Here is a 21,133-nt window from a genome sequence, read left to right on the forward strand (position 1 = left end):
GTACGAACCGAGCTCTCGATCGCTGCTAGAGTTCCCGATCTCGACCGGATGATCGCGAGTTGATCGCCGGACGACCACATTCGTCATCAAAAAACGACACTTCGCAGCCAGGAGGGGTCGCCCGTGGGCACGGTCGTCGATGACGCCGCCTCCGTGGAGTTCCATACCTTCTTCGAGCGCCACTATGCCGAGCTCTCGCGCCTGGCCCATCTGCTGACGGGCGAGGCGGACGCCGCCGACGATCTGGCGGCGGACGCGCTGCTCGCGCTGTGGCACCGTTGGGACCGGGTCCGCGCGGCCGACCATCCGGTGGCCTACGCGCGCGGCGTCGTCGCCAACCTGGCCCGCACCAGGATCCGCAGCGCGGTCCGGGAGCGGCGACGGGTGGCGCTGTTCTGGACACAGCGCGAGGAGAAGACCGAGAACCCGGACGTGGCGGGGGTCATCGACGTCCAGGAGGCATTGCGTAGACTTCCGTTCCGCAAACGCGCCTGTGTGGTGCTGCGGCACGCCTTCGACCTCTCCGAGAAGGACACCGCTCTCGCCCTCGGCGTCTCGGTCGGTACGGTGAAGAGCCAGACCTCGAAGGGGATGGCCGAGCTACAGCGGCTGCTCGGGGCGCGAGGCGCTCCGCTCAAGGTGCACGCGGCGCCGATGGCCCGCACCGGGAACGCCGGAGGAAGGAACCGATGATGCAGCGGGACGTGCACGACGAACTGCGTGCCCGGCTGCACGAGGCGGCCGAGGCGCACGAGCCCAACCGCGCGCGGATCCTGGCCCGCGTCGAGCGTGGCATGGCCGAGCAGACCCGCCCCGACCACCGGGCGACCCGTCCGCCGGTGTACGGCTGGTTCCGCGTCGTGACCGCGACGGCCGCGGTCGCCGGTGTCCTCGCGGTCGGCGGGTACGCGGTGGCGTCCGCCGTGAAGGAGGACACCCCGCAGCAGACGGTGGCCACGTCGCCGACGCCCACCCCGTCGCCGGACGCGACGAGCCGCGCCCCGGTCCCGCCCGCCCCGCCGGGCGACCCGACACCCAAGGACACCCCGGAGTCCCGCGAGACGACCCAGGCGCCGCAGCCGACCGCCCCGGCACAGCCGCCCGCCGCCAAGGGCCGGGAGGACGGCCCCCTGTGGTCGGACGGCTCGGTGGGCCAGCACAGCAACGAGTTCTGGGCGCAGAGCGATCTGACCCTCAGGACGAGCGAGCAACTCACCGCGCTCACCGTGCAGTTGAAGGTCGCCCAGACCGGCGGAGTCACCTCCACCGGTGCCTGGCGCGCGCTGCCCGAGAGCGACTTCACGCTGACGGTCGGCGAGCAGGACGGCTTCCTCGTCTACACCTGGGTGCTCAAGGAGGGCCGTACGGTCCCGAAGGGCGAGTGGGTGTTCGCGGGGCAGTACAACCATGCGCGCGGCGGCCGGGACGCCAAGGACGACACCTATGCGATGACGGCCACGGCGGGCGGCGAGCAGCTGTCCGTGGCGGGCGGTTTCGCGTCGCCGGCCGGTGACGGCTCGACGTCCGACGGGGACTCGTAAAGAATTTCCTCCCGGACCGGCAACCCTTTCCTCACGCGTGGCGACCAGGAGACGGAAGGATCCCCCCGCCACGCAAGGAACCGGGTCATGACACCTCAGTCCGAACAGCGCGTCCGGCACCGCCGCAAGGTCACCAAGCGGCGTGCGGTGATCGCCGGGGTCTCCGCGCTCGGCGTCACCGTCGCGGCCGTCGTCACCACCACGTCGTTACTGTCGTCGGCCGGCGCGGCCGCGGCCTGGCCGACGCCCACCGACAGCAAGCCGGTGTCGAGGACGATCCCGGTGTCGGGCACCTACGACGGCGAGTTGGCGAGGTTCTACGGCACCGGCGACCTGGGCGGCGGCGGCCAGGAAGAGGGCCAGGACCCGATCTTCGAGCTGGCCGACGGCGCGGTCCTCAAGAACGTCGTCATCGGTACCCCGGCCGCGGACGGCGTCCACTGCAAGGGCTCCTGCACCCTCCAGAACGTGTGGTGGCAGGACGTCGGCGAGGACGCCGCGACGTTCAAGGGCAGGTCGTCGTCCGCCGTGTACACGGTGCACGGCGGCGGCGCGAAGAACGCCGACGACAAGGTGCTCCAGTTCAACGGCGCCGGGAAGCTGGTCGTGACCGAGTTCCAGGTGCAGAACTTCGGCAAGCTGGTGCGCAGTTGCGGCAACTGCTCCACGCAGTACAAGCGCTCGGTCGTCATCGACGACGTGGACGTCACCGCGCCCGGCAACTCGATCGTCGGCGTCAACTCCAACTACGGTGACACGGCCGTGCTGCGCGAGATCCGCATCCACGGCGACAGCGGCAGGAAGATCAAGACCTGCACCCGCTTCGAGGGCAACAGCAGCGGCAAGGAGCCGAAGGAAGTCGGCACCGGCCCGGATGGAACCGCTTGCCGGTTCTCGGCATCTGACATCACGTACCAGTGATCGAATCCCAGGGACCTGCTGATCTGAGCCCCCCTCGGTCAGCAGAACAGAACGCCCCGCCGGTGACGACCGGCGGGGCGTTCGTTCGTGGTCCGAGGGCTATTCCATCGTCGAGCCGAGGGCCGTGGAACCCGTGGTCAGGAAGGTCGTGGCGGGCAGCGAACCGTCCGCCTCACGAGTCCCGTACGCCGTTGCCGCGTCCGTAGACGTGAAGGCCGGAGCGGCGACTCCACCGTCCCAGTTGTTCGCCGCGCACACCGTCGACTTCCCGACCTTGGAAAGCGCCTTCTCGTTGCTCACCGCGAGATTCCGGGCCAGCCGTGCCTTGCCCGTGGCGAAGTAGAACCCGGTGTCGGCGTTGGCGTACGCGGTGTTGCGGTTCAGGATGATCGCGCCGGTGTTGGAGTTCTCGGTGAAGCCGTGCAGCGTGTTGTCCCAGGCCGCGTTGTCGTTGACGACGTGGGCCACCGAGGCGCCGCCGCCGCCCAGCTTGAACCCGTTGCCGTTGCCCTCGAAGGCCGAGTCGCCCCAGCGGTTCTTGCCGTTGCCGAAGGCCCAGGTGCGTTCGACGGTGACCGGCGAGGAGAACTGCCACAGGTCGAGGCCGTCGTCCGAGTTGTTGTAGAGGCGCGCCCCGGTGATCCGGTTGCCCGTTCCGGAGCCGAACTTCACGGCGATCCCGTCGGCGTTCTGCCCGTGCCCGGCCGGGTCGTAGTTGCCGTAGCTGTCGAGGTTCTGGACGAGGTTGTTCGTGGTGCCGTCGCCGCGCAGGGTGAAGCCGGAGTCGCCGTTGTTCGCGGTGACGAGGTTCTTGAAGACGCCGCCGACCGACGACGTGGCGACGAAGCCCTGGGCCGGGGAGTTGACGAAGATGAGGTTCTGGACGGTCCAGTAGTCACCGTAGATGCCGGCCAGCCAGGACCCGGCGGGCAGCTTGGACCCGTCGATCCGCACCTTCTCGGTGCCGTACGCCTGGAGCGTGATCCGGGCCGAACTCGTCCCGTTCGCCGTGGACTTGAGGGTTGCCGAGGGGGTGTACGTGCCGCCGCGGACCTGGATCGTCGTACCGGCGGCCGCGTTCTTGACGGCCGACTCCAGCTGGGCGGTGCCGGACACGGTGACCGTGGTCGAGGCGGCCTGGGCGCCTGGGTCGGAGAGGCCGAGGTAGACGCCGCCCGCTCCGGAGGCGACCGCGACGGCCGCGGCGATGGAGAGCGTACGGGTTCTGCGGTGACGGCCGGTGCTCAAGCGCACGGGTGGTTCCCTTCCTGGACCAAATGCGGACGAAGCGGGCCGGAGGGGCCACCCCGGCCCGCTTCTGCCATCCGGTCGCCGCCATGCCCGGGAAGGTTGCCGCGCCTCACCGAAAGCGAGCGAAACTTTCGTCGGTCCTCATCCCGCACTCACCGATTGACGTGCTGTTTCCCACTGGTGAGACTCCGAAGGCGCACACGACCCAACAGGAACCCCCACACCCACACAGGAGTGACATGCGCCCACGAATCCTCCTAGTCGCCTGTCTCTCGCTGCTCGTCGCCCTCCTCACCGCCCCGCCCGGTACCGCCGGTACCGCGAACTCCGGAGCACCACCAGTGAAGAACCCCAAGTACGCCGGCTATCTCTTCGCCTACTTCACCGGCGAGGGCACCGCCGACGGCGAGCAGATCCGCTACGCCCTAAGCCGCGGCAACGACGCGCTGCACTGGCGGGAGCTGAACGCCGGGAAACCGGTCCTCACCTCCACGATCGGTGAGAAGGGACTGCGCGACCCGTTCGTGATCCGCTCCCCCGAGGGCGACAAGTTCTACATGATCGCCACCGATCTGCGGATGTACCAGAACAGCAGCGGCAGCTGGGACCAGGTCCAGCGGCACGGCAGCAAGTCGATCATGGTCTGGGAGTCCACCGACCTGGTCCACTGGACCGACCAGCGCCTCGTGAAGGTCTCGCCCGACAACGCGGGCAACACCTGGGCGCCGGAGGCCTACTGGGACGACAGCCTCGGTGAGTTCGTCGTCTTCTGGGCGTCGAAGCTGTACGCCGACGACGACCCCGACCACACCGGATCGACGTACAACAGGATGCTGTACGCCACCACGAAGGACTTCCGCACCTTCAGCGCGCCGAAGGTCTGGGACGACCCGGGCTACTCCGTCATCGACTCCACGGTCGTCAAGCACGACGGCACGTACTACCGCTACACCAAGGACGAGCGCGACCCGTCCTCCGGCTCGCCCTGCTCGAAGTTCATCACCGCCGAGAAGTCGACGACGCTGACCTCGACGAAGTACGACTTCGTGGCCGACTGCATCGGCAGCGGCGCGATGGAGCGCGGTGAGGGTCCCACGGTGTTCAAGTCGAACACCGAGGAGAAGTGGTACCTGTTCGTCGACGAGTACGGCGGCCGCGGCTACGTCCCGTTCGAGACCACCGACCTCGACTCGGGCAAGTGGACCCCCTCGCAGAACTACCAGCTGCCCGCGAGCCCCCGGCACGGCACGGTGATCCCGGTGACTCAGGCGGAGTACGACCGGCTGCTGGCCGCGTATCCCGCGAGCCCCGCCTCGGTCGTGGACGCGACGGCGAAGGACCAGAAGGGGTACGCGATCGTCACGGACAGCGCCGCGAAGGTCGTGCTCCCCATGCGGCCGGACGCGGACCTGTCCCGTCTCGCCCCGAAGCTGTGGCTCGGCGAGGGCGCCACGGTCAGCCCCCGCTCCGGCACCCGGCGCGACTTCCGCAAGCCGCAGAAGTACACGGTGACCGCCGGGGACGGCACCAAGCGCGTCTGGACGGTAGAGGCGGTGCGCACCGACAGCCCCACGCTGCCGGGCCTGAACGCCGACCCCGATGTGCACTACCTGAACGGTGAGTACTGGATCTATCCGACGACGGACGGTTTCCAGGGCTGGAGCGGGACCAGGTTCAAGGCGTACTCGTCGAAGGACCTGGTCCACTGGAAGGACCACGGCGTCATCCTTGACCTCGGTCCGGACGTGAGCTGGGCCGACAAGTACGCCTGGGCCCCGGCGATCGCCGAGCGCGACGGCAAGTACTACTTCTACTTCTGCGCCGAGCAGCAGATAGGCGTGGCGGTGGCCGACTCGCCGGCCGGCCCGTTCAAGGACGCGCTGGGCAAGCCGCTGGTCGCCAAGGGCGGCTCACTGAAAGGCCAGATGATCGACCCGGCCGTCTTCACGGACGACGACGGGACGTCGTATCTCTACTGGGGCAACGGGCACGGGTACGTGGTCCCGCTGAACGACGACATGGTGTCGTACGACGCCTCGAAGGTCCGGGACATCACCCCGGACAACTTCCGCGAGGGCTCCTTCGTGATCAAGCGGAAGGGCACGTACTACTTCATGTGGTCCGAGGACGACACACGTAGCGAGAACTACCACGTCGCCTACGCGACCGGACCGTCCCCGCTGGGCCCGTGGAACAAGAAGGGGACGATCCTGTCCAAGCGTCCCGAGTACGGCATCCTCGGCACCGGCCACCACTCCGTGGTGAACGCCCCCGGCACCGACGACTGGTACGCCGTCTACCACCGGTTCGCCCTGAACGGCCCCGGGAAGCCGGGCGGCGACGGCATGCACCGCGAGACGACCGTCGACCGCCTGAAGTTCGCGGCCGACGGCACGATCGAGCCGGTGGTGCCGACGCTGGAGGGCATCAGGCCCTAGCTCAGTCCGCTCCTTCGCTGTGGGCCGGGGCTGCGCGCCCCGGCCCGTCGGGGGGTTGATCAGTGCAGGCGGCCGGCTCCCGCGCAGCGGTTGACGATCCCCGGCAGCGCCTTGGGGCTGTCGACCTTCGTCCGCAGGGTCGGCTTCCAGCCCGCACCGGACTGGAGGGTCTCCTCCGGGATCTCGGCGTTGTGGACGGCGATGAGGTCCGTCAGCTTGCCGTTGACGTAGTTGTTCTCGGCCGTCAGCGGCGACTCGTTCCACTTCTTCAGGACCTTGCCGACGCTCGCGCCGGCCGGCAGCGAGATGGCGTTGTCGCTGGCGTGCAGCTGCGAGGAGATGCCGACGCCGAAGATGTAGTAGTCGTCCTTCTGCTCCTCGGCCACCACGTAGTGGTTGTTGTAGACGTCGACCTGGCCGAACCGCACCCGCGGGGAGCGCTGGAGGACGCCCTCGAAGCGGTTGTGGTGCATGGTGACCTTGAGCTTGCCGCCGTCGGTGGAGGCGAGGCCGTCGCCGTTGCCGATCAGCATGTTCTTGTCGTGGTTCTCGTAGCGGTTCCAGGACACGGTCACGTGGTTGGAGCCGCGCACGATGTCCGTCAGACCGTCGTGCTGCTGGAAGACCTTGCCGAAGTACACCGGCCGCTCGCTGTCGGGGAAGCGCCCGTCGGTGAACGTGTTGTGGTCGAGCCACACGTGGTCGCTGCCGTAGACGACCACGGTGTCGTACTCGGAGTTCCAGTTGCCGGTCTTGTTGTCGTCGGTCGGATCCCACTTGGGGAAGCAGTCGAGCGGGGCCTCGATGGTGAGGTTGCGCATGATGACGTTCGAGACGCCCTTGATCTGGAGGCTGCCGCCGAGGATGCCGGAGTTCTTGCCGACGCCGACGATGGTGGTGTTGCTGGGGATGTTGGCCTTGATCTCGGTGTCCTGTCCGGCGGCGGAGGCGACCCGCGCGTCCTCCTGCGGGCCGCTGGCGACCTCGTCGTTGCCCCAGACGGCGGGGTCGTACGCCTTGAGGTACTCCTGAAGGTCGTAGCCGCCGGTGACGAAGGCCTCGCAGCCCTCGGAGACGGCGTCGATCATGCCCTTGACCTTGATGATCTTCGGCGCGTCGCCGCCGGCCTTCAGTGCGGCCTTGAACTCCGCCCAGGTCGTGACGGTGTAGACGTGCTCGGCGTCGGCGGCCGACCCGCCGGTCGTCCCGGCGCCCTCCGCCCCCCAGCCGTCGTTCGCGCCGAGCACCTGCCGACCGAGCTCGCGCGGTCCCGCCTCGGCGCTGGCGCCGGTGAGACCGAGAACGAGTGCGGTGCAGCCGATCAGCACGGCGGTCTTCATAGTGACATGCCCATGCCATACCTGTGCGTTCATTGTGCGGCTCTCTTTTCTGCGGTGGGGTGGTTACGCGACGGCCGGCGGCCAGATGATCCAGGACTCCGGGATCTCCTCGTCGAGCCGGCGCACGTCCTGCGGGCCGAGCACACGCGTCCGCAGCAGCTCCCGCGCCACGAGACGCGAAACGGCGATGGCGCCCGGCGGACTGAAGTGCGTGTTGTCCTGCTCCGTCGCCGTCCAGTTGAAGTACGTCTTCGTCCCCTCGACCCCGATCCGCTGCCACAGCGCGAGGGACAGGGCCTGGACGTCGAGCAGCGCGACCCGCTCCTCCTGAGCGAGCGCTCGCATCGCCGCCGGATAGTCGCCGTGGGTCGGCACGGCGTTGCCGCCGACGTCGAACTTCCGCCGCTCGACGGCGGTGGCCAGGACCGGCCGGGCACCACGGGCCCGGGCGCCGTCGATGTACAGCCGCAGGTAGTCCTGGTACGTCGTCCAGGGCTCGGTGTACCGGGCCGGATCTGCGACCTTCTCGTCGTTGTGCGCGAACTGGACGAGAAGGAGGTCCCCGGGCCTGATGGCCTGGAGAACGACATCGAGCCGACCCTCGTCGACAAAGCTCTTGGAACTACGCCCGTTCACCGCGTGATTGGAGACGGGAAGTTTCTTGCGAAGAAAGAAGGGAAGCGCCATACCCCACCCGGTCTCCGGGGCGGCGTCGGCGTATTTCTGGGCGGCTGTGGAATCACCGGCGATGAAGAGTGTGCGGTGACGCTGCGCTGCTCGGGCGGTACCGGTGGCCGAGAGAGCGAGAGGAACGACGGCGACGGCCGCCACGGTTACCTGTCTACGGGTGAGCGACACGACAGTGCCTTTCAAGCGCGGAGGGTGTGCAACCCCCCAGGGGCGCGGGGAACTGCGCGACCAGCCACAACCAAGCCGCAGCCGGCCGCGCACAGAAGCGACCGACCTCTCAGCCGTTCCTTTCCTTCCACTCGGCCTGAGCCTCGTTCAGCTGACCAGCCATCGTGTCCAGGAACTCCTTGGCGCTCATGTCCCCGTTCAGCACCTTCTGGAAGTTCGGCTCGTTGTCGGCCTTGGAGATCGTGTTCCAGTCAGGCAGGTAGTACGGCAGCTGCACAATCGACGTGGAACCGTCCCTCAAAGCGGCCGCAGCCAGCTTCGTCGGCTCGGCCTTGGAGATCCACGCATCCTTGGCGGCGTCATTGTTCGCAGGCACCTGCCCCGCCGCCTCGTTGAACTTCGAGTTCTCCGCATGGGAAGTGGCGAACTCGATGAACTTCCAGGCGGCCTCCTTGTTCTTGGAGCTCTTGAACAGGCCGATCCCATCAACAGGGTTCGACACCTGAACCCGCTTACCGGCGGAGCCGACCGGCTGCGGAATACCCCGGAACCTGTCCGTCCCGAGCGCCTTCACATGGTCCTGGTACGACCCCAGGTTGTGGTTCAGCATCCCGATCGTGCCGGAATCCCACTGCGCGACCATCTTGGTGAAGTCGTTGTTGAGGTCGGCGGCCGGAGTGACCTTCTTGTAGAGCGCGGCGTACTTCTCCAGCGCGGCGACGTTCTTCGGGTCGTTGACGGTGGTCTTCTCCCCGCCGGCGTCCCAGAAGGAGGTGATCCCGGACTGCCCGTACATGGCGTCCAGCGCCTGCGCGATGGAACCGGCGCCACCGCGGATGGTGTAACCGAACTCGTTCTTCCCGGAGTTGGTCAGCTTCTCCGCGGCCTCGTAGAACTTCTCCCAGGTGCTCGGCTCGTCCAGGCCGGCCTTCTTGAACAGATCGGTGCGGTAGTACAGCACACCGTTGTTCGCGGAGGTCGGAATCGAGTACAGCTTGTCGTCACCGCCGCCCGCGGCCTTCAGCGAGGTGAGCATGTCCTCGTTGAGCCTGCCGTTCAGGGAGGACCCCGCGAGCCGGTCGTCCAGCGGCTCCAGAGCGTTCTGCGCGGCGAACCCGGCGAGCATCGCCGCGCCGACACCGCCGACGTCCGGCAGTCCGCCGCCCTGGATGGCGGTGTCCACCTTGGACTGGTAGTCGGTGGACGGGATCCCGACGTACTCGACCTTGATCTCCGGGTGCGCCTTCTCGAAGTCGGCGATGACCTCCTTCCAGATGTCGGTGCGGACACCACCGTTGTTGTCCCAGAAGACGATCTCTCCCTTGCCGCTGCCCTCCTCGCCCTTGTCGCCGCCGGTGCCGCTGCCGTCGTCACCGCAGGCGGTGGCGGTCAGGGCGAGGACGGACCCGAGGGCGACGCCCAGGGCAGCGCGCCTGCTTCTGTGGATGCTGATCTTCATTAATCGGCTCTCTTCGTTCTGGATCCAGCGGAGCTGTGAAGTTGTGGGGGTCAGTGGCGGGCGTACGGCGCCCAGTCGTCGGTGCCTTTGAGGTAGTCGGCGACGGTGTGGGCTCGCGCCGCCTCATCACTCATCTGCGGCCGGTCCGCGGTCACGGCCGCGCCCGGACCGGTGTTCCGGTACTCGGTGAATCGGGCGTCCTTCCAGGAGAACCCGCTCATGTCGGTCCACGGGGAGGACTTGATCGCGGCGGGCAGCCAGGTGTCCCGGATCAGCACCTGCGCGACGGCGTTCGGTTCGCCGCCCGGGTGCCACGGCCGCCCCAGGTGGAAGGACCCGGCCGGCGCGTCGCTCACGATCCTCGAACCGGTGATCAGGAACCCGTACGGGTTGCCCGTCCAGGTCGAAGCCGCCGTGATGTAGCCGTTGTTGGTGTCCGAGCCGCGGCTCAGCGCCCGGATCACGGACCGCTCGATGACGGTGGTCGCCCGCCCGTAGACGAAGTCGACGTCGCCCTCGACGTACGAGTCGCGGACGTACACCCTGCTGATCACGTCCAGCTTGGGGCTGTCGGTCATCAGGGTGTCCTGGTTGCCGAGGAAGGCGGTGTTCTCGAAGACGATCCGGTCGCCGGTCGTCTTCATCGCCAGCGCCTGCTCACCGTTCAGCTCGACCGCGGCCTCGTCGAAGTCGTTGCTGAAGGTGAGGTTGCGGGCGGTGACGTCGTGCGCGGCGATCCGGACGGTCGCGCTCCCTGTCGAACCCCCGTACGCGGCGGGCGTGTCGAAGACGATGACGGTGTCGGAGCGGTCGCGGCCGGTCCCCTGGAGCACGATGCTCGGCTTGCTCGCCGGGATGAACACCTTCTCGCGGTACGTCCCCGGCGCGACGGCGATCGTCACCGGCACGGTGTTCCCGTCAGGCACGGCGTCCACGGCGGACTGCACGGTCGGGTGGTCGGCCGGGACGTGCAGGGTCGTGCCGATCCGCGCTTGCGGTCCGGAGAACTTCTTCACCAGCGCGGGCACGGCGGCGGCCGGGTCGAGCCGGTAGTCGTAGAAGTCACGCGGGTCGAAGGCCGTCCCCCTCGTGTCCTGCCGCCCGCTGACGTTCTTCAGGATCGAGCCGCGCTGCACCAGCTCGGCGGTGGCGTCGGCCTGATAGGGGTGCTGGACACCGTCGTAGTAGCTGTTCTCGATGACCATCCGCGTCCTGCCGCGCGACCAGTTCCCGTACGTCCATGTCGGGTCGCCGTCGGCCACCTGTGCGGAGAGGTGGTTGTTGTAGAGGTGGGCGTAGGCGCAGTTGTCGGCGGACGGGTTGCGTTGCTTGGTGCCCGTGAACCAGTTGTGGTCGATCGTGATCTCCGTCCGGACGTTGGTGGTCCAGCCGATCCCGAACGCCTTGTTGTGGTCCGTGAACCGGTTGTAGGAGACGGTGATGTACCGGCTGTCCTTGCGGATGTCGAGCAGCCCGTCGCCCATGTGCGTGAAGCGGTTGTGGTCGATCCAGACGTGGTCGACGGTGTCCATCTGGACGGCGTCGAAGTCGGTGGTCCTGCCGTCCCAGTCGCCCTCGACGTAGGAGTCGCGGATCGTCAGGTTGCGGATGATGACGTTGCTCGTGCCGGGGTTGAGGTGCAGCTCGCCGTGGACGATCTCGCCGGTGTCGCCGACGCCGATCAGGGTCTTGTCCGACCCCACCACGATGTCCGAGCCGAACGGTTCGACCGGAATCGAACCCGCCACGCGGATGATGTACGGCTCCTTGGCCGCCGCGTACTTGGCCAGCGATGCCTGGTCCGTGACGGTCACGACCTTGCCGCCCGCGCCACCGGTCGTACCGCCGGCCAGGGAGGCGAAGCCATGCGGCCGGTCGGTCCAGCGGTCGGCGGAGGCCGAAGTCGTGGCCGAAGTCGCCGTCGGACTCGCGGCCTTCGCCTCTCCCATCGTTCCGAGGCTCAGTACGGCGACCAGGCCGAGCACGGCGGCCAGGATTTTGCCGTGCCCCGGTCTCTGCAAGCGCTTGCTATCAAGGTGCTGCGTCATTGCGGCTCCCAACAGGCTTACGGGTCAGGTGCGTTACAGGGGGTTGATCCTGAAGTGCGAGAAGGTGGCCGCGCCGGCGTGTCCCGGGCCGGCGGGCGCGAGGGCGAACAGGCCGAGCAGGGCACCGACCCAGCGCCAGGGGGTGGCGGCGAAGACCGGCCCGGACGGGTGCAGGCCCTCCCCGACGTCGCGGAAGAACCGGCAGCGTGCCCCCGCTCCGATCTCGATCCGCAGCCGCACGCGCCCCTCCGGGGCGGGCCGCGCGTGTGCGGCGTCCCGTTCCCTCTCCGCGACGGCCTCCGCGAACCGGTGCACCACGTGCACCTGCCCGTCCGTGCCCCGCTGGAGCCCGATCCAGCCGAACGCGTCCCCGAGCACCGCGAGCCCCGCCCGCGCCCCCGGCTCCTCGCTGTCCAGCCGTAGGTGCACCTCGACCGCGCAGGGCGTGGCCGGCAGTCGCTGGGTGAGGATGTTCGGCAGTTTCCGCAGGTCATGGGCGTCGGCCGAGCGGACGCAGGTCAGCTTGAGGCCGTCGCCGGAGTGCTGGGGGGTCCAGCCGTCCTGTGGGGTGGCGGTCCAGGACCACTGGCGTCCGAAGCGTCCGCCGGGGAAGTCGTCGTCGGTGGCGGGCGCGGCGGGCGGCTGTGAGGGCAGGCCGGGCCTGCGGTGTACGGCGACGGGCGCGCCGTCGTCCCCGAGCACCGGCCAGCCGTCGGTGCCCCAGCGCATCGGCTGGAGGTGGACGACCCTGCCGTACGCGCCCCGCTGCTGGAAGTGCAGGAACCAGTCCTCACCGGACGGGGTGCGCACCCAGCCGCCCTGGTGGGGGCCGTTGACGTCGGTGTCCTTCTGTTCGAGGACGATCCTCTCCTCGTAGGGCCCGAAGAACTCGCGTGAGCGGAAGGCGCCCTGCCAGCCGGTCTCCACTCCCCCGGCGGGCGCGAGGATCCAGAACCAGCCGTCGTGCCGGTGGAGCTTGGGGCCTTCGAGGGTGAACCAGCCGGGGATCCGGTCGCCGTCGACGATCAGCTTGCCCTGGTCGAGGAGTTCGGTGCCGTCGGGATGCATACGGTGGCCGGTGAGGCGGTTCTTCACTCCGGACCGGGACTTGGCCCAGGCGTGCACGAGGTAGGCCTCGCCGGTCTCGTCGTCCCAGAGGGGGCAGGGGTCGATGAGTCCCTTGCCTGCCTTGACCAGGTGCGGGCGGGTCCAGGGGCCGCGGATCTCGGGGGCGTTGACCTGGAAGATGCCCTGGTCGGGGTCGCCCCAGAAGATCCAGAACCGGTCGTCGTGGTGGCGCAGGGAGGGGGCCCAGACGCCGCAGTCGTGCCGTGGGGCCGCGAACTCCTCCGCCGGTTCCAGGTGGTCCACGGCGTGGCCGACCAGGGTCCAGTTGACCAGGTCGCGGGAGTGCAGCAGGGGCAGGCCGGGGGCGCGGCCGAAGCTGGAGGCGGTGAGGTAGAAGTCGTCGCCGACGCGGACGACGTCCGGGTCGGACCAGTCGGCGTTCAGGACGGGGTTGGCGTAGGTCCCCACGGTCTCGGCGGTCATTGGCTCACCGCCTTGCGGACCAGGGACGCCGCTTCGGGCCGGCTGATCCGGCCGTCGGCGACGACGGTGACGATCCGGCGTACGGCGGTCTCGCCGGCCGGGATCGGCAGCCGCTCCTCGGAGGCGAGGGAGGAACCGACGCCGGGATACTCCTCGGCGCGTACGAACCACGGGTCCCGGCGGGTCTGTTCGGTGGCCCCGGCGAAGATCAGGGTCCAGGTCGAGCCGGTGAGCGCCACCCAGGGGGCGCGGGTGCCGTGGATCTCCCGCTCACCCTCGCGGTCGGTGGTGAACACGTCCGGCGCCGAGTCCTCCTTTCGGGCCCGCCAGAAGAAGCCGCCGTACGCCGCGCCCGGGCGGCCGTTGGTGGCGGGGCTGCCGATCGACAGCGGGCCGGAGGTGACGTTGGTCAGGGAGAAGGTGAAGTCCAACGCCCAGGCGGATTCGGTGAGTTCGGCGGCCGCGACCGTACGGCGCTCGCGCAGCAGTTCGGCGCCGGACGCCACCCAGCGCAGTTCCTCGACGAAGCCGTCGGGGTCGCGCAGTGGGAAGGAGGTGTGCCGCTGGGCGCCGTGGTTGTCCAGTTCGGTCGGGCCCTGGTCGCGGACGTAGGTGCGTCCGCCCCAGAAGTTGGCCCCCTCGACGTCGGGAACGGCGACACCGACGCCGAGGTGGTGTGTGTGGTCGGCGGGGCTGAGCTCGGTGACCGCCGTGCCGGCCAGGGTGGTGACGGGGTGCAGATAGGGGCGCGGGGCGAGCCGGGGCGGCAGTTCGGGCCGGGTGACGTACCGGCCGACCGGGCGGCCCGCGACGCGCAGCACCGCGGTGTCGTGGGGGGTCATCAGGTGCTCACCTCTTTCGTTCTCGCCGGCAGCGCCCAGGCGGCGCCCAGCTCGGAGTAGAGGGCGAGGGTGTCGGCTGCGGCCGCGACCAGGCCGTCGATGCCGGGCACGACCCGGCGCTGCTCGTCGTGCAGCAGGTGCCAGGTGCCGTCCGGCAGCGGGATCGGGTCGGGGGCCAGGCGGATCGCTTCGACGACCTTCATGAAGGCGCCGGTCGCGTCGGGCGTGACGAGCAGGGGGGTGCCGTCGGTGAGGTGCTCGACGAGGTTCTCCAGCAGGTCCGTGCGGTCGTACTCGAACTCCTCGGGGCCGTGGCCCGCCCGCTGGAGCAGGACGCGGTCCTGCTTGTACCAGAAGGTGATCCGGCCGCGGTCGCCGTGGACGACGACGTACGGCTCGCCGGGGTCCTCGGCGCACAGGGTCGCGGCGACGACGACCTGAGGGCCGCGCGCGGTGGTGACGCGGACGCAGGAGGTGTCGTCGGACTCGATGTCGTTGGCGCGCAGCAGCTCGGTCTCGATGGCGGTGACGTCCTCGGCGTGCACCGTGCCGCCGAGCGCGAGAGCGGTGGCGACGGCGTGCGCGAGCGGGTTGGTCAGCACGCCGTCGATGACGTCGACGCCGTTCAGCCGCCGCTTGCCCGCCCAGGGCGCCCGCCGGTAGTACGCCTCGGCACGCGCCCAGGCACCGGCCCCGCCGATCCCGACGATCTCGCCGATCGCGCCCTGCGCCATCAGCTCCCGGATCGCGGGCACGGCACGCGAGCCCAGCGACTGGAAGCCGATCTGGCAGACGACCCCGGCTTCGGCGACCCCGTCGGCCATACGCCGGAACTCGGCGTACGACGGGGCGGGCGGCTTCTCCAGCAGGATGTGCACACCCCGGCGGGCGGCCGTCAGGGCCAGGTCGGTGTGGGTCGGGATCGGCGTGCAGATCACGGCGACGCCCGCGCCGGTGGAGTCGAGGAGGGCACCGAAGTCGGCGGACTGCTCGGGCGAGCCCATGCCCTCCGGAAGCTCCTCCTCCGTCAGCGGGGTAAGCTCGCAGATCCCCGCCGGCCGGACGATCCCCTTGTCCTGGAGCCGGCGGATGTTGTCGAGGTGCCAGCGGCCGTGGCCGCGCGCGCCCGCCAGGACGACGGGTACGGCAGTGCTCATGTGATCCTCCCTGCGCCCGCGCCGCGTGCCACCTCGCGGTCGGCCGTGGCGGCGCTGTCGATCTTTGTGTCGAGCCCCGACAGACCGGTCACGACGCCTATATGACGGAGCCTCACCCTTTCACCGCCCCCGCACTGAACCCCGTGATCAGCCACTTCTGGATGAAGGCGAACACGATCACCACCGGCACGGCCGCGATGATCCCGCCGGCGGCCAGCGCACCCAGGTCCACACTGTCCGCGCCCATCAGGGTGTTGAGGCCGACCGGGATGGTCTGCTTCTCCTGGTTGTTGAGGAACATCAGGGCGAACAGGAAGTGGTTCCAGGAGTGCACGAAGGCGAAGGACCCGACGGCGATCAGCCCCGGCCGCAGCAGCGGCAGGACGACGATCCTGAACGCCGTCATCCGGTTGCAGCCGTCGACCCAGGCCGCCTCCTCCAGCGAATACGGCACGTTCTTGATGAAGTTGCTGATGAGGATCATCGACAGCGGCAGCTGGAACACGGTCTCGGCGATGATGACGCTGCCCAGCGAGTTGATCATCCGGAGCTCGGCGAAGATCTCGAACAGCGGCACCAGGAGCAGCGCGCCCGGCACGAACTGGGAGCACAGCAGGGCGAGCATGAACGCGCGCTTGACCTTGAAGTCGAACCGCGCGAGGGCGTACCCGCCGGCCAGGGCGACGAGGGTCGTCATCAGCAGGGTGACGACCCCGACCAGCACGCTGTTCTGGAAGTAGGTGCCGAAGCTGCGCTCCGTCCAGACCTTCTCGAAGTGGTCGAAGGTCATCGGCCAGGGCACGAGCGAGGTCGAGCCGGCCGGGCGCAGGGAGAACAGCAGGATCCAGTAGAAGGGGATGAGGGTGAAGACCAGGTAGATCGACAGCGGCAGGTAGATCTGCCAGCGCGGGACCTCGTCCCAGGAACGGTTCCTCTTCTTCGGCCGCGGCGGCTCGGGGGCGGCGCGCACGGGTGCGGGCGCGGCCTTGGTGGCTTCCTTCACGCTCACTTGCCCTCACCTCCGAACTTGCTCAGCCGCAGATAGACGATCGAGCAGAAGAGCAGAATCACGAACGCGACCGTGGTCAGGGCGGACGCGTAGCCGAAGTTGTGTGCGTCGACACTGGTGTTGGCGATGTAGAGCGGCAGCGTCGTGGTGACTCCGGCAGGGCCGCCGCCGGTCAGCGTGTAGAGCAGGTCGACGTTGTTGAACTCCCACACCGCGCGCAGCAGCGTGGACAGCACGATCGCGTCCTTCAGATGAGGCAGCGTGATGTGCCAGAACTGCTTGATCCGGCCGGCCCCGTCGACCTCGGCGGCCTCGTACAGGTCCTTCGAGACGGACTGGAGGTCGGCGAGGATGAGGATCGCGAAGAACGGCACGCCTCGCCACAGGTCGGCGACCACCGCGGCCCAGAACACGCTCCCGGTGTCCGACAGCCAGCTGGTGCCGTAGGAGCCGACGCCGACGTCCGCGAGGTAACGGGTGATGCCCGTCTGGGAGTTGTAGAGCAGCACCCAGATCGCCGAGGTCAGCACCCCGGAGACGGCCCACGGGGAGAAGACCAGGGCGCGTCCCAGCGCCCTTCCCGCGAACGTCTGGTTGACGATCAGCGCGAGCGCGAGCCCGAACAGCAGCTGGAGCCCGACCTCGACGAGCACCCACTTGGCGCTGAAGACCAGCGTGTCCCAGAACAGCGGGTCGTCGGTGAAGGCGTGGACGAAGTTGTCGAAGCCCGCGAATCCGTTCCGCCATGGCTTGGTGGGGTTGTACTCCTGGAGGCTGTAGTAGAAGACGCTGATCACCGGGTAGGCGATGAAGCCCAGCATGAGCAGGGCCGCCGGGGCGATCAGCAGATACGGGAGCCTGCGCGGCGTGGCGGAGGCACGGCGTCGCCGGGGTGGCGCGGGCGGTTTCGCCACGGCTGCGGCTTGGGCCATGACTGGTCTCCGTTCTTGTACGTCGTGCGTGCGGCTTGCTTCGTGGCGTGGGAAGCGCTTTCTCGATGGGTGGAGGTGGCCCGGATTGCGATACGGGGTGCCTCTTGGTGCTGTGTGGCGGCTGCTGGTGCTTCGTGGCTGGTCGCGCTCCACGGCGGAGCCGCAGATGGATACAGCCCCGCGCCTCTAAAGGGCGTAGGGGTCCGGGTACTTGCCCGGCCTGGCCAGGAACTCGAAGTCGCAGCCGGTGTCCGCCTGCGTGATCTGCTCGTTGTACAGGGCGCCGTAGCCGCGCTCGTAGCGGGTGGGCGGCGGGGTCCACTCGGACCTGCGTCGCTCCAACTCCTCGTCCTCGACGCCGAGATGGAGTGTGCGCGACTCGACGTCCAGGGTGATCGGATCCCCCGTCCGCACGAGGGCCAGCGGACCGCCGACGTACGACTCCGGTGCCACGTGGAGCACGCACGTGCCGTAACTCGTGCCGCTCATCCGGGCGTCGGAGATCCGCACCATGTCCCGTACGCCCCGCTTCAGCAGATGGTCGGGGATCGGCAGCATGCCGTACTCGGGCATGCCCGGGCCGCCCTTGGGACCGGCGTTGCGCAGGACGAGCACGCTGTCGGCGGTGATGCCGAGGGACGGGTCGTTGATGGTCCGCTGCATCGTCTTGTAGTCGTCGAAGACGACGGCCGGGCCCGTGTGCTTGAGCAGGTGCTGCTCGGCGGCGATGTGCTTGATGACGGCGCCGTCCGGGCAGAGGTTGCCGCGCAGGACCGCGACCCCGCCCTCGCGGGCGACCGGGTTGTCGCGGGCGCGGATCACGTCGTCGTTGTGGACGACGGCACCTTCGAGCTGCTCGCCCAGGGTGCCGTTGACCGTCGGGCGGTACAGATGCAGCAGGTCGGTGATCCGGGAGAGGAAGGCGGGCAGGCCGCCGGCGAAGTAGAAGTCCTCCATGAGGTGGGTCTGTCCGCCGGGCCGGACGTTGGCCAGGACCGGGACCGTGCGGGCGATGCGGTCGAAGTCGTCGAGGGTGAGCTCGATGCCCGCGCGGCCGGCCATCGCGATCAGATGGATGACCGCGTTGGTGGAGCCGCCGAGCCCGAGCACCGTGGTGACGGCGTCCTCGAAGGCCTCGCGGGTGAGGATCCCGGACGGCCCCGGCCCGCTCCAGGCGAGTTCCACGGCGCGGCGCCCGGAGGCGGCGGCCATCCGCTCGTGCCCGGATTCGACGGCCGGGATCGAGGAGGCGCCCGGCAGCGTCATGCCGAGTGCTTCCACCGCCGCGGTCATCGTGGAGGCGGTCCCCATGGTCATGCAGTGGCCGGGGGATCGCGCCAGACCGCCCTGGAGTTCGCGCAGTTCGCAGTCGGTCAGGTTGCCCGCGCGGTGCTCGTCCCAGTACTTCCACATGTCGGTGCCGGAGCCGAGGGTCTCACCGCGCCAGTGGCCCGGCAGCATCGGACCCGCGGGCACGAAGACCGACGGTACGTCGGCCGAGGTCGCGCCCATGAGCAGCGCCGGCGTCGACTTGTCGCAGCCGCCGAGCAGCACAGCCGCGTCGATCGGGTACGACCGCAGCAGCTCCTCCGTCTCCATCGCGAGCAGGTTGCGGTAGAGCATCGGGGTCGGCTTCTGGTAGGTCTCCGAGAGCGTGGCGACCGGGAACTCGAGCGGGAAGCCCCCGGCCTGCCACACCCCCCGCTTGACCGCCTCGGCCCGCTCGCGCAGATGGACGTGGCAGGGGTTGATGTCGGACCAGGTGTTGAGGACGGCGATCACCGGGCGACCCCGGTACTCCTCCGCCTCGTAGCCGAGCTGGCGCATGCGGGCGTTGTGCGACCAGGTGCGCAGCTGGCCCTCGGTGCCGTACCACTGATGGCTGCGGAGTTCCTCGGGGCGCCTTCGGCGGGTGCTCTTCTCGTCGGTCATATCGACCACCCGGCGGCGATGGCGGCGACCTCGGTGCGCTCGTCCTCGGGCAGTTCCCGGCTGGGCGGGCGCACCTCCCGGCGGCACAGACCCAGCGAGGCCAGGGCCTCCTTGACGACGGTGACGTTGTTGGCGGAGCCGCTCGCGGCGCGCAGTTCCTCGAAGCGGCGGATCTGCTCCCAGACCTTCATGGCGGCCGGGTAGTCCCCGGATCGAAGCGCTTCGATCATGTTCAGCGAAACGGACGGGGCGACGTTCACGAGTCCTGAGGTGAAGCCGGTGGCGCCCGCGGAGAAGTACGAGGGGGCGTAGGGCTCGGCGAGTCCGGCGACCCAGACGAAGCGTTCCAGGCCCGCGTCGCGTGCGAAGGCGGCGAACTTGGCGGCGTCCGGCACGGCGTACTTCACGCCGATGACGTTCGGGCAGTCGTCGGCGAGTTCGGCGAGGCGGGCGCCGCTGAGCTGAGCGTTGCGGATGTACGGGACGACGCCGAGCTCGGGCACGGCGGCGGCGATGGCGCGGTGGTAGTCGACCCAGCCGCGCTGCGAGACGTACGGGTGGACTGGCTGATGCACCATCACCATCTGGGCGCCGAGCTCGCGGGCGTGCCGGGCGGAGGCGATGGCGGTGGGCACGTCGTGGCCGACACCGACGAGGAGGACGGCGTCGCGGCCGCGGGTCTCGTCGACGGTCAGCTCGGTGACCAGGCGGCGCTCTTCGGGGGTGAGGGCGTAGAACTCGCCGGTGTTGCCGTTGGGGGTGAGCGTGGTGACACCCCCGTCGAGCAGCCGACGCAGCAGGGCCCGGTGGGCGTCCTGGTCGACGGTGCCGTCCTCGGCGAACGGGGTCACCGGGATCGCCACCACGTCGGCCAGGGCCGTCCGCTGGGCCTCGAACGTCGTGGTCATGCCGGACCGTCCTCTCCCTGGGCCCCGACCTCCGCGTCGGGGAAGGCCCGTTGCACGAACGACGCGATGTGGGCGTGCAGGGCGCGCGCGGCGCCGTCCGCGTCGCCCTCCAGCGCGAGCCGCAGGATCTCCCGGTGCTCGCCGGCCTCCCGTTCCCAGGAGGGCGAGGCGGCCCAGGCGACGGCGGAGACGAGGGCGGCCTGGTCGCGGACCTCGTCGAGCATCCGGCCGAGCAGCGGGTTGCCGCACGGCAGATAGAGGGCGCGGTGGAACTCCCGGTTGGCGAGGGAGCGTTCGGCGGTGTCGTCGGCCGCGTCGGCGCGGGTCAGCGCGTCACGGGCGGCGTCGAGGGAGGCGCCCCGCCGCACGGCTCGCTTGAGCGCCTCGGGTTCGAGGAGCAGCCGCACGTCATAGACCTCGCGCGCCATGTCCGCGTCCACCATGCGCACCGTGACGCCCTTGTACTGGCTCATCACGACAAGCCCGGTCCCGGCCAGCGTCTTGAGCGCCTCGCGGACCGGGGTCTTCGACACCCCGAACTGCGCAGCGAGCTCGGTCTCCACCAGGGCCTGACCAGGCGTCAACTGCCCGGTGAGGATACGGCGTTTGATCTCCTCCAGCACAAACTGCGTGCGCGAGGGGATCGGCGTGGGCACAGAGGTCATGCGCGCCTCTCGGATCTTCGCGGGATGGCTCTCGCGTATGGGATCTCACGTATCGCGTCTCATATATGACGTACGAAGTACGACGCGATGAAGGTAGGAGGGGGCGCATGGTTCGTCAATGCTTCTGACAAAGGGAGTTGGGGCCCGCCCGGCTGATGGGTGTCGGCCTCCGCGACGGTCTTCCGCGCGACCGGGAGTGGCAGGGAGGGGCGCGGATGGCGTTCCGGCGGGCCCTGCGCGACCCTCGACGCCCTCCCCGGCCGGCTCTTCGAGCCCTTGCT

17 protein-coding genes are annotated in these 21,133 nt (G+C 69.3%); 4 read left to right on the plus strand and 13 right to left on the minus strand.

Translation table 11 applies throughout. The annotated features are described in order from the left end of the window. The first annotated feature begins 123 nt into the window (after positions 1–123). The 3 genes from KUM44_RS16640 to KUM44_RS16650 all read left to right on the plus strand — a co-directional run bounded on the left by KUM44_RS16640 (position 124) and on the right by KUM44_RS16650 (position 2,462). Positions 124–693, plus strand: coding sequence for a SigE family RNA polymerase sigma factor (locus KUM44_RS16640; protein ID WP_217208666.1), 570 nt, complete (start codon positions 124–126; stop codon positions 691–693). Continuing rightward, positions 690–1,541, plus strand: coding sequence for a hypothetical protein (locus KUM44_RS16645; RefSeq protein WP_217208667.1), 852 nt, complete (start codon positions 690–692; stop codon positions 1,539–1,541). The genes KUM44_RS16640 and KUM44_RS16645 overlap by 4 nt, the downstream gene beginning before the upstream one ends. Before the next feature lie 87 nt (positions 1,542–1,628). Next, the gene (locus KUM44_RS16650; protein ID WP_217208668.1) at positions 1,629–2,462 is read left to right on the plus strand and encodes a pectate lyase; all 834 of its coding nucleotides are present in this window, start codon (positions 1,629–1,631) and stop codon (positions 2,460–2,462) included. A gap of 99 nt (positions 2,463–2,561) precedes the next feature. On the opposite strand, the gene KUM44_RS16655 is transcribed toward KUM44_RS16650, so the two are convergent. Further along, on the minus strand, positions 2,562–3,716 hold the full coding sequence (locus KUM44_RS16655; protein ID WP_217208669.1) for a right-handed parallel beta-helix repeat-containing protein: 1,155 nt from the start codon (positions 3,714–3,716) through the stop codon (positions 2,562–2,564). 236 nt (positions 3,717–3,952) lie between these two features. On the opposite strand from KUM44_RS16655, the gene KUM44_RS16660 reads away from it, so the two are divergent. Then, complete coding sequence (locus KUM44_RS16660) at positions 3,953–6,151, plus strand: family 43 glycosylhydrolase (protein ID WP_217208670.1); 2,199 nt, start codon at positions 3,953–3,955, stop codon at positions 6,149–6,151. A gap of 59 nt (positions 6,152–6,210) precedes the next feature. Here the strand turns inward: KUM44_RS16660 and KUM44_RS16665 are convergent, their stop codons facing one another. From KUM44_RS16665 to KUM44_RS16720, 12 genes are all read right to left on the minus strand, one after another. Continuing rightward, the gene (locus tag KUM44_RS16665) at positions 6,211–7,524 is read right to left on the minus strand and encodes a polysaccharide lyase family 1 protein (protein ID WP_217208671.1); all 1,314 of its coding nucleotides are present in this window, start codon (positions 7,522–7,524) and stop codon (positions 6,211–6,213) included. A gap of 30 nt (positions 7,525–7,554) precedes the next feature. Continuing rightward, the gene (locus KUM44_RS16670; protein ID WP_217208695.1) at positions 7,555–8,349 is read right to left on the minus strand and encodes a rhamnogalacturonan acetylesterase; all 795 of its coding nucleotides are present in this window, start codon (positions 8,347–8,349) and stop codon (positions 7,555–7,557) included. 109 nt (positions 8,350–8,458) lie between these two features. Next, complete coding sequence (locus tag KUM44_RS16675) at positions 8,459–9,808, minus strand: sugar ABC transporter substrate-binding protein (protein ID WP_217208672.1); 1,350 nt, start codon at positions 9,806–9,808, stop codon at positions 8,459–8,461. A gap of 50 nt (positions 9,809–9,858) precedes the next feature. Further along, a complete protein-coding gene (locus KUM44_RS16680; protein ID WP_217208673.1) occupies positions 9,859–11,856 on the minus strand; it encodes a pectinesterase family protein in 1,998 nt (665 codons plus the stop codon). A gap of 33 nt (positions 11,857–11,889) precedes the next feature. Next, positions 11,890–13,407: a glycoside hydrolase 43 family protein gene (locus tag KUM44_RS16685; RefSeq protein ID WP_217208674.1), complete on the minus strand. Its 1,518-nt coding sequence runs from the start codon at positions 13,405–13,407 to the stop codon at positions 11,890–11,892. Beyond that, complete coding sequence (locus KUM44_RS16690) at positions 13,404–14,249, minus strand: PmoA family protein (RefSeq protein WP_217208675.1); 846 nt, start codon at positions 14,247–14,249, stop codon at positions 13,404–13,406. The genes KUM44_RS16685 and KUM44_RS16690 overlap by 4 nt, the downstream gene beginning before the upstream one ends. Next, positions 14,249–15,406 carry a Gfo/Idh/MocA family protein gene (locus tag KUM44_RS16695; RefSeq protein WP_217208676.1) on the minus strand — a complete coding sequence of 386 codons (1,158 nt, stop codon included), beginning with the start codon at positions 15,404–15,406 and terminating at the stop codon, positions 14,249–14,251. Before KUM44_RS16695 ends, KUM44_RS16690 begins: the two co-directional genes overlap by 1 nt. 112 nt (positions 15,407–15,518) lie before the next feature. Continuing rightward, complete coding sequence (locus tag KUM44_RS16700) at positions 15,519–16,415, minus strand: carbohydrate ABC transporter permease (protein WP_217208677.1); 897 nt, start codon at positions 16,413–16,415, stop codon at positions 15,519–15,521. Then, complete coding sequence (locus KUM44_RS16705) at positions 16,412–17,347, minus strand: carbohydrate ABC transporter permease (protein WP_217208678.1); 936 nt, start codon at positions 17,345–17,347, stop codon at positions 16,412–16,414. Before KUM44_RS16705 ends, KUM44_RS16700 begins: the two co-directional genes overlap by 4 nt. Positions 17,348–17,533: 186 nt before the next feature. Beyond that, positions 17,534–19,279, minus strand: coding sequence for an L-arabinonate dehydratase (gene araD / locus KUM44_RS16710; RefSeq protein WP_217208679.1), 1,746 nt, complete (start codon positions 19,277–19,279; stop codon positions 17,534–17,536). Then, complete coding sequence (locus tag KUM44_RS16715) at positions 19,276–20,187, minus strand: dihydrodipicolinate synthase family protein (RefSeq protein WP_217208680.1); 912 nt, start codon at positions 20,185–20,187, stop codon at positions 19,276–19,278. Before KUM44_RS16715 ends, araD begins: the two co-directional genes overlap by 4 nt. Continuing rightward, on the minus strand, positions 20,184–20,852 hold the full coding sequence (locus KUM44_RS16720; RefSeq protein WP_217208681.1) for a GntR family transcriptional regulator: 669 nt from the start codon (positions 20,850–20,852) through the stop codon (positions 20,184–20,186). Before KUM44_RS16720 ends, KUM44_RS16715 begins: the two co-directional genes overlap by 4 nt. Positions 20,853–21,133 lie beyond the last annotated feature (281 nt).

The sequence above is a fragment of the Streptomyces sp. AC550_RSS872 genome, assembly GCF_019049285.1.
Taxonomy (GTDB): domain Bacteria; phylum Actinomycetota; class Actinomycetes; order Streptomycetales; family Streptomycetaceae; genus Streptomyces.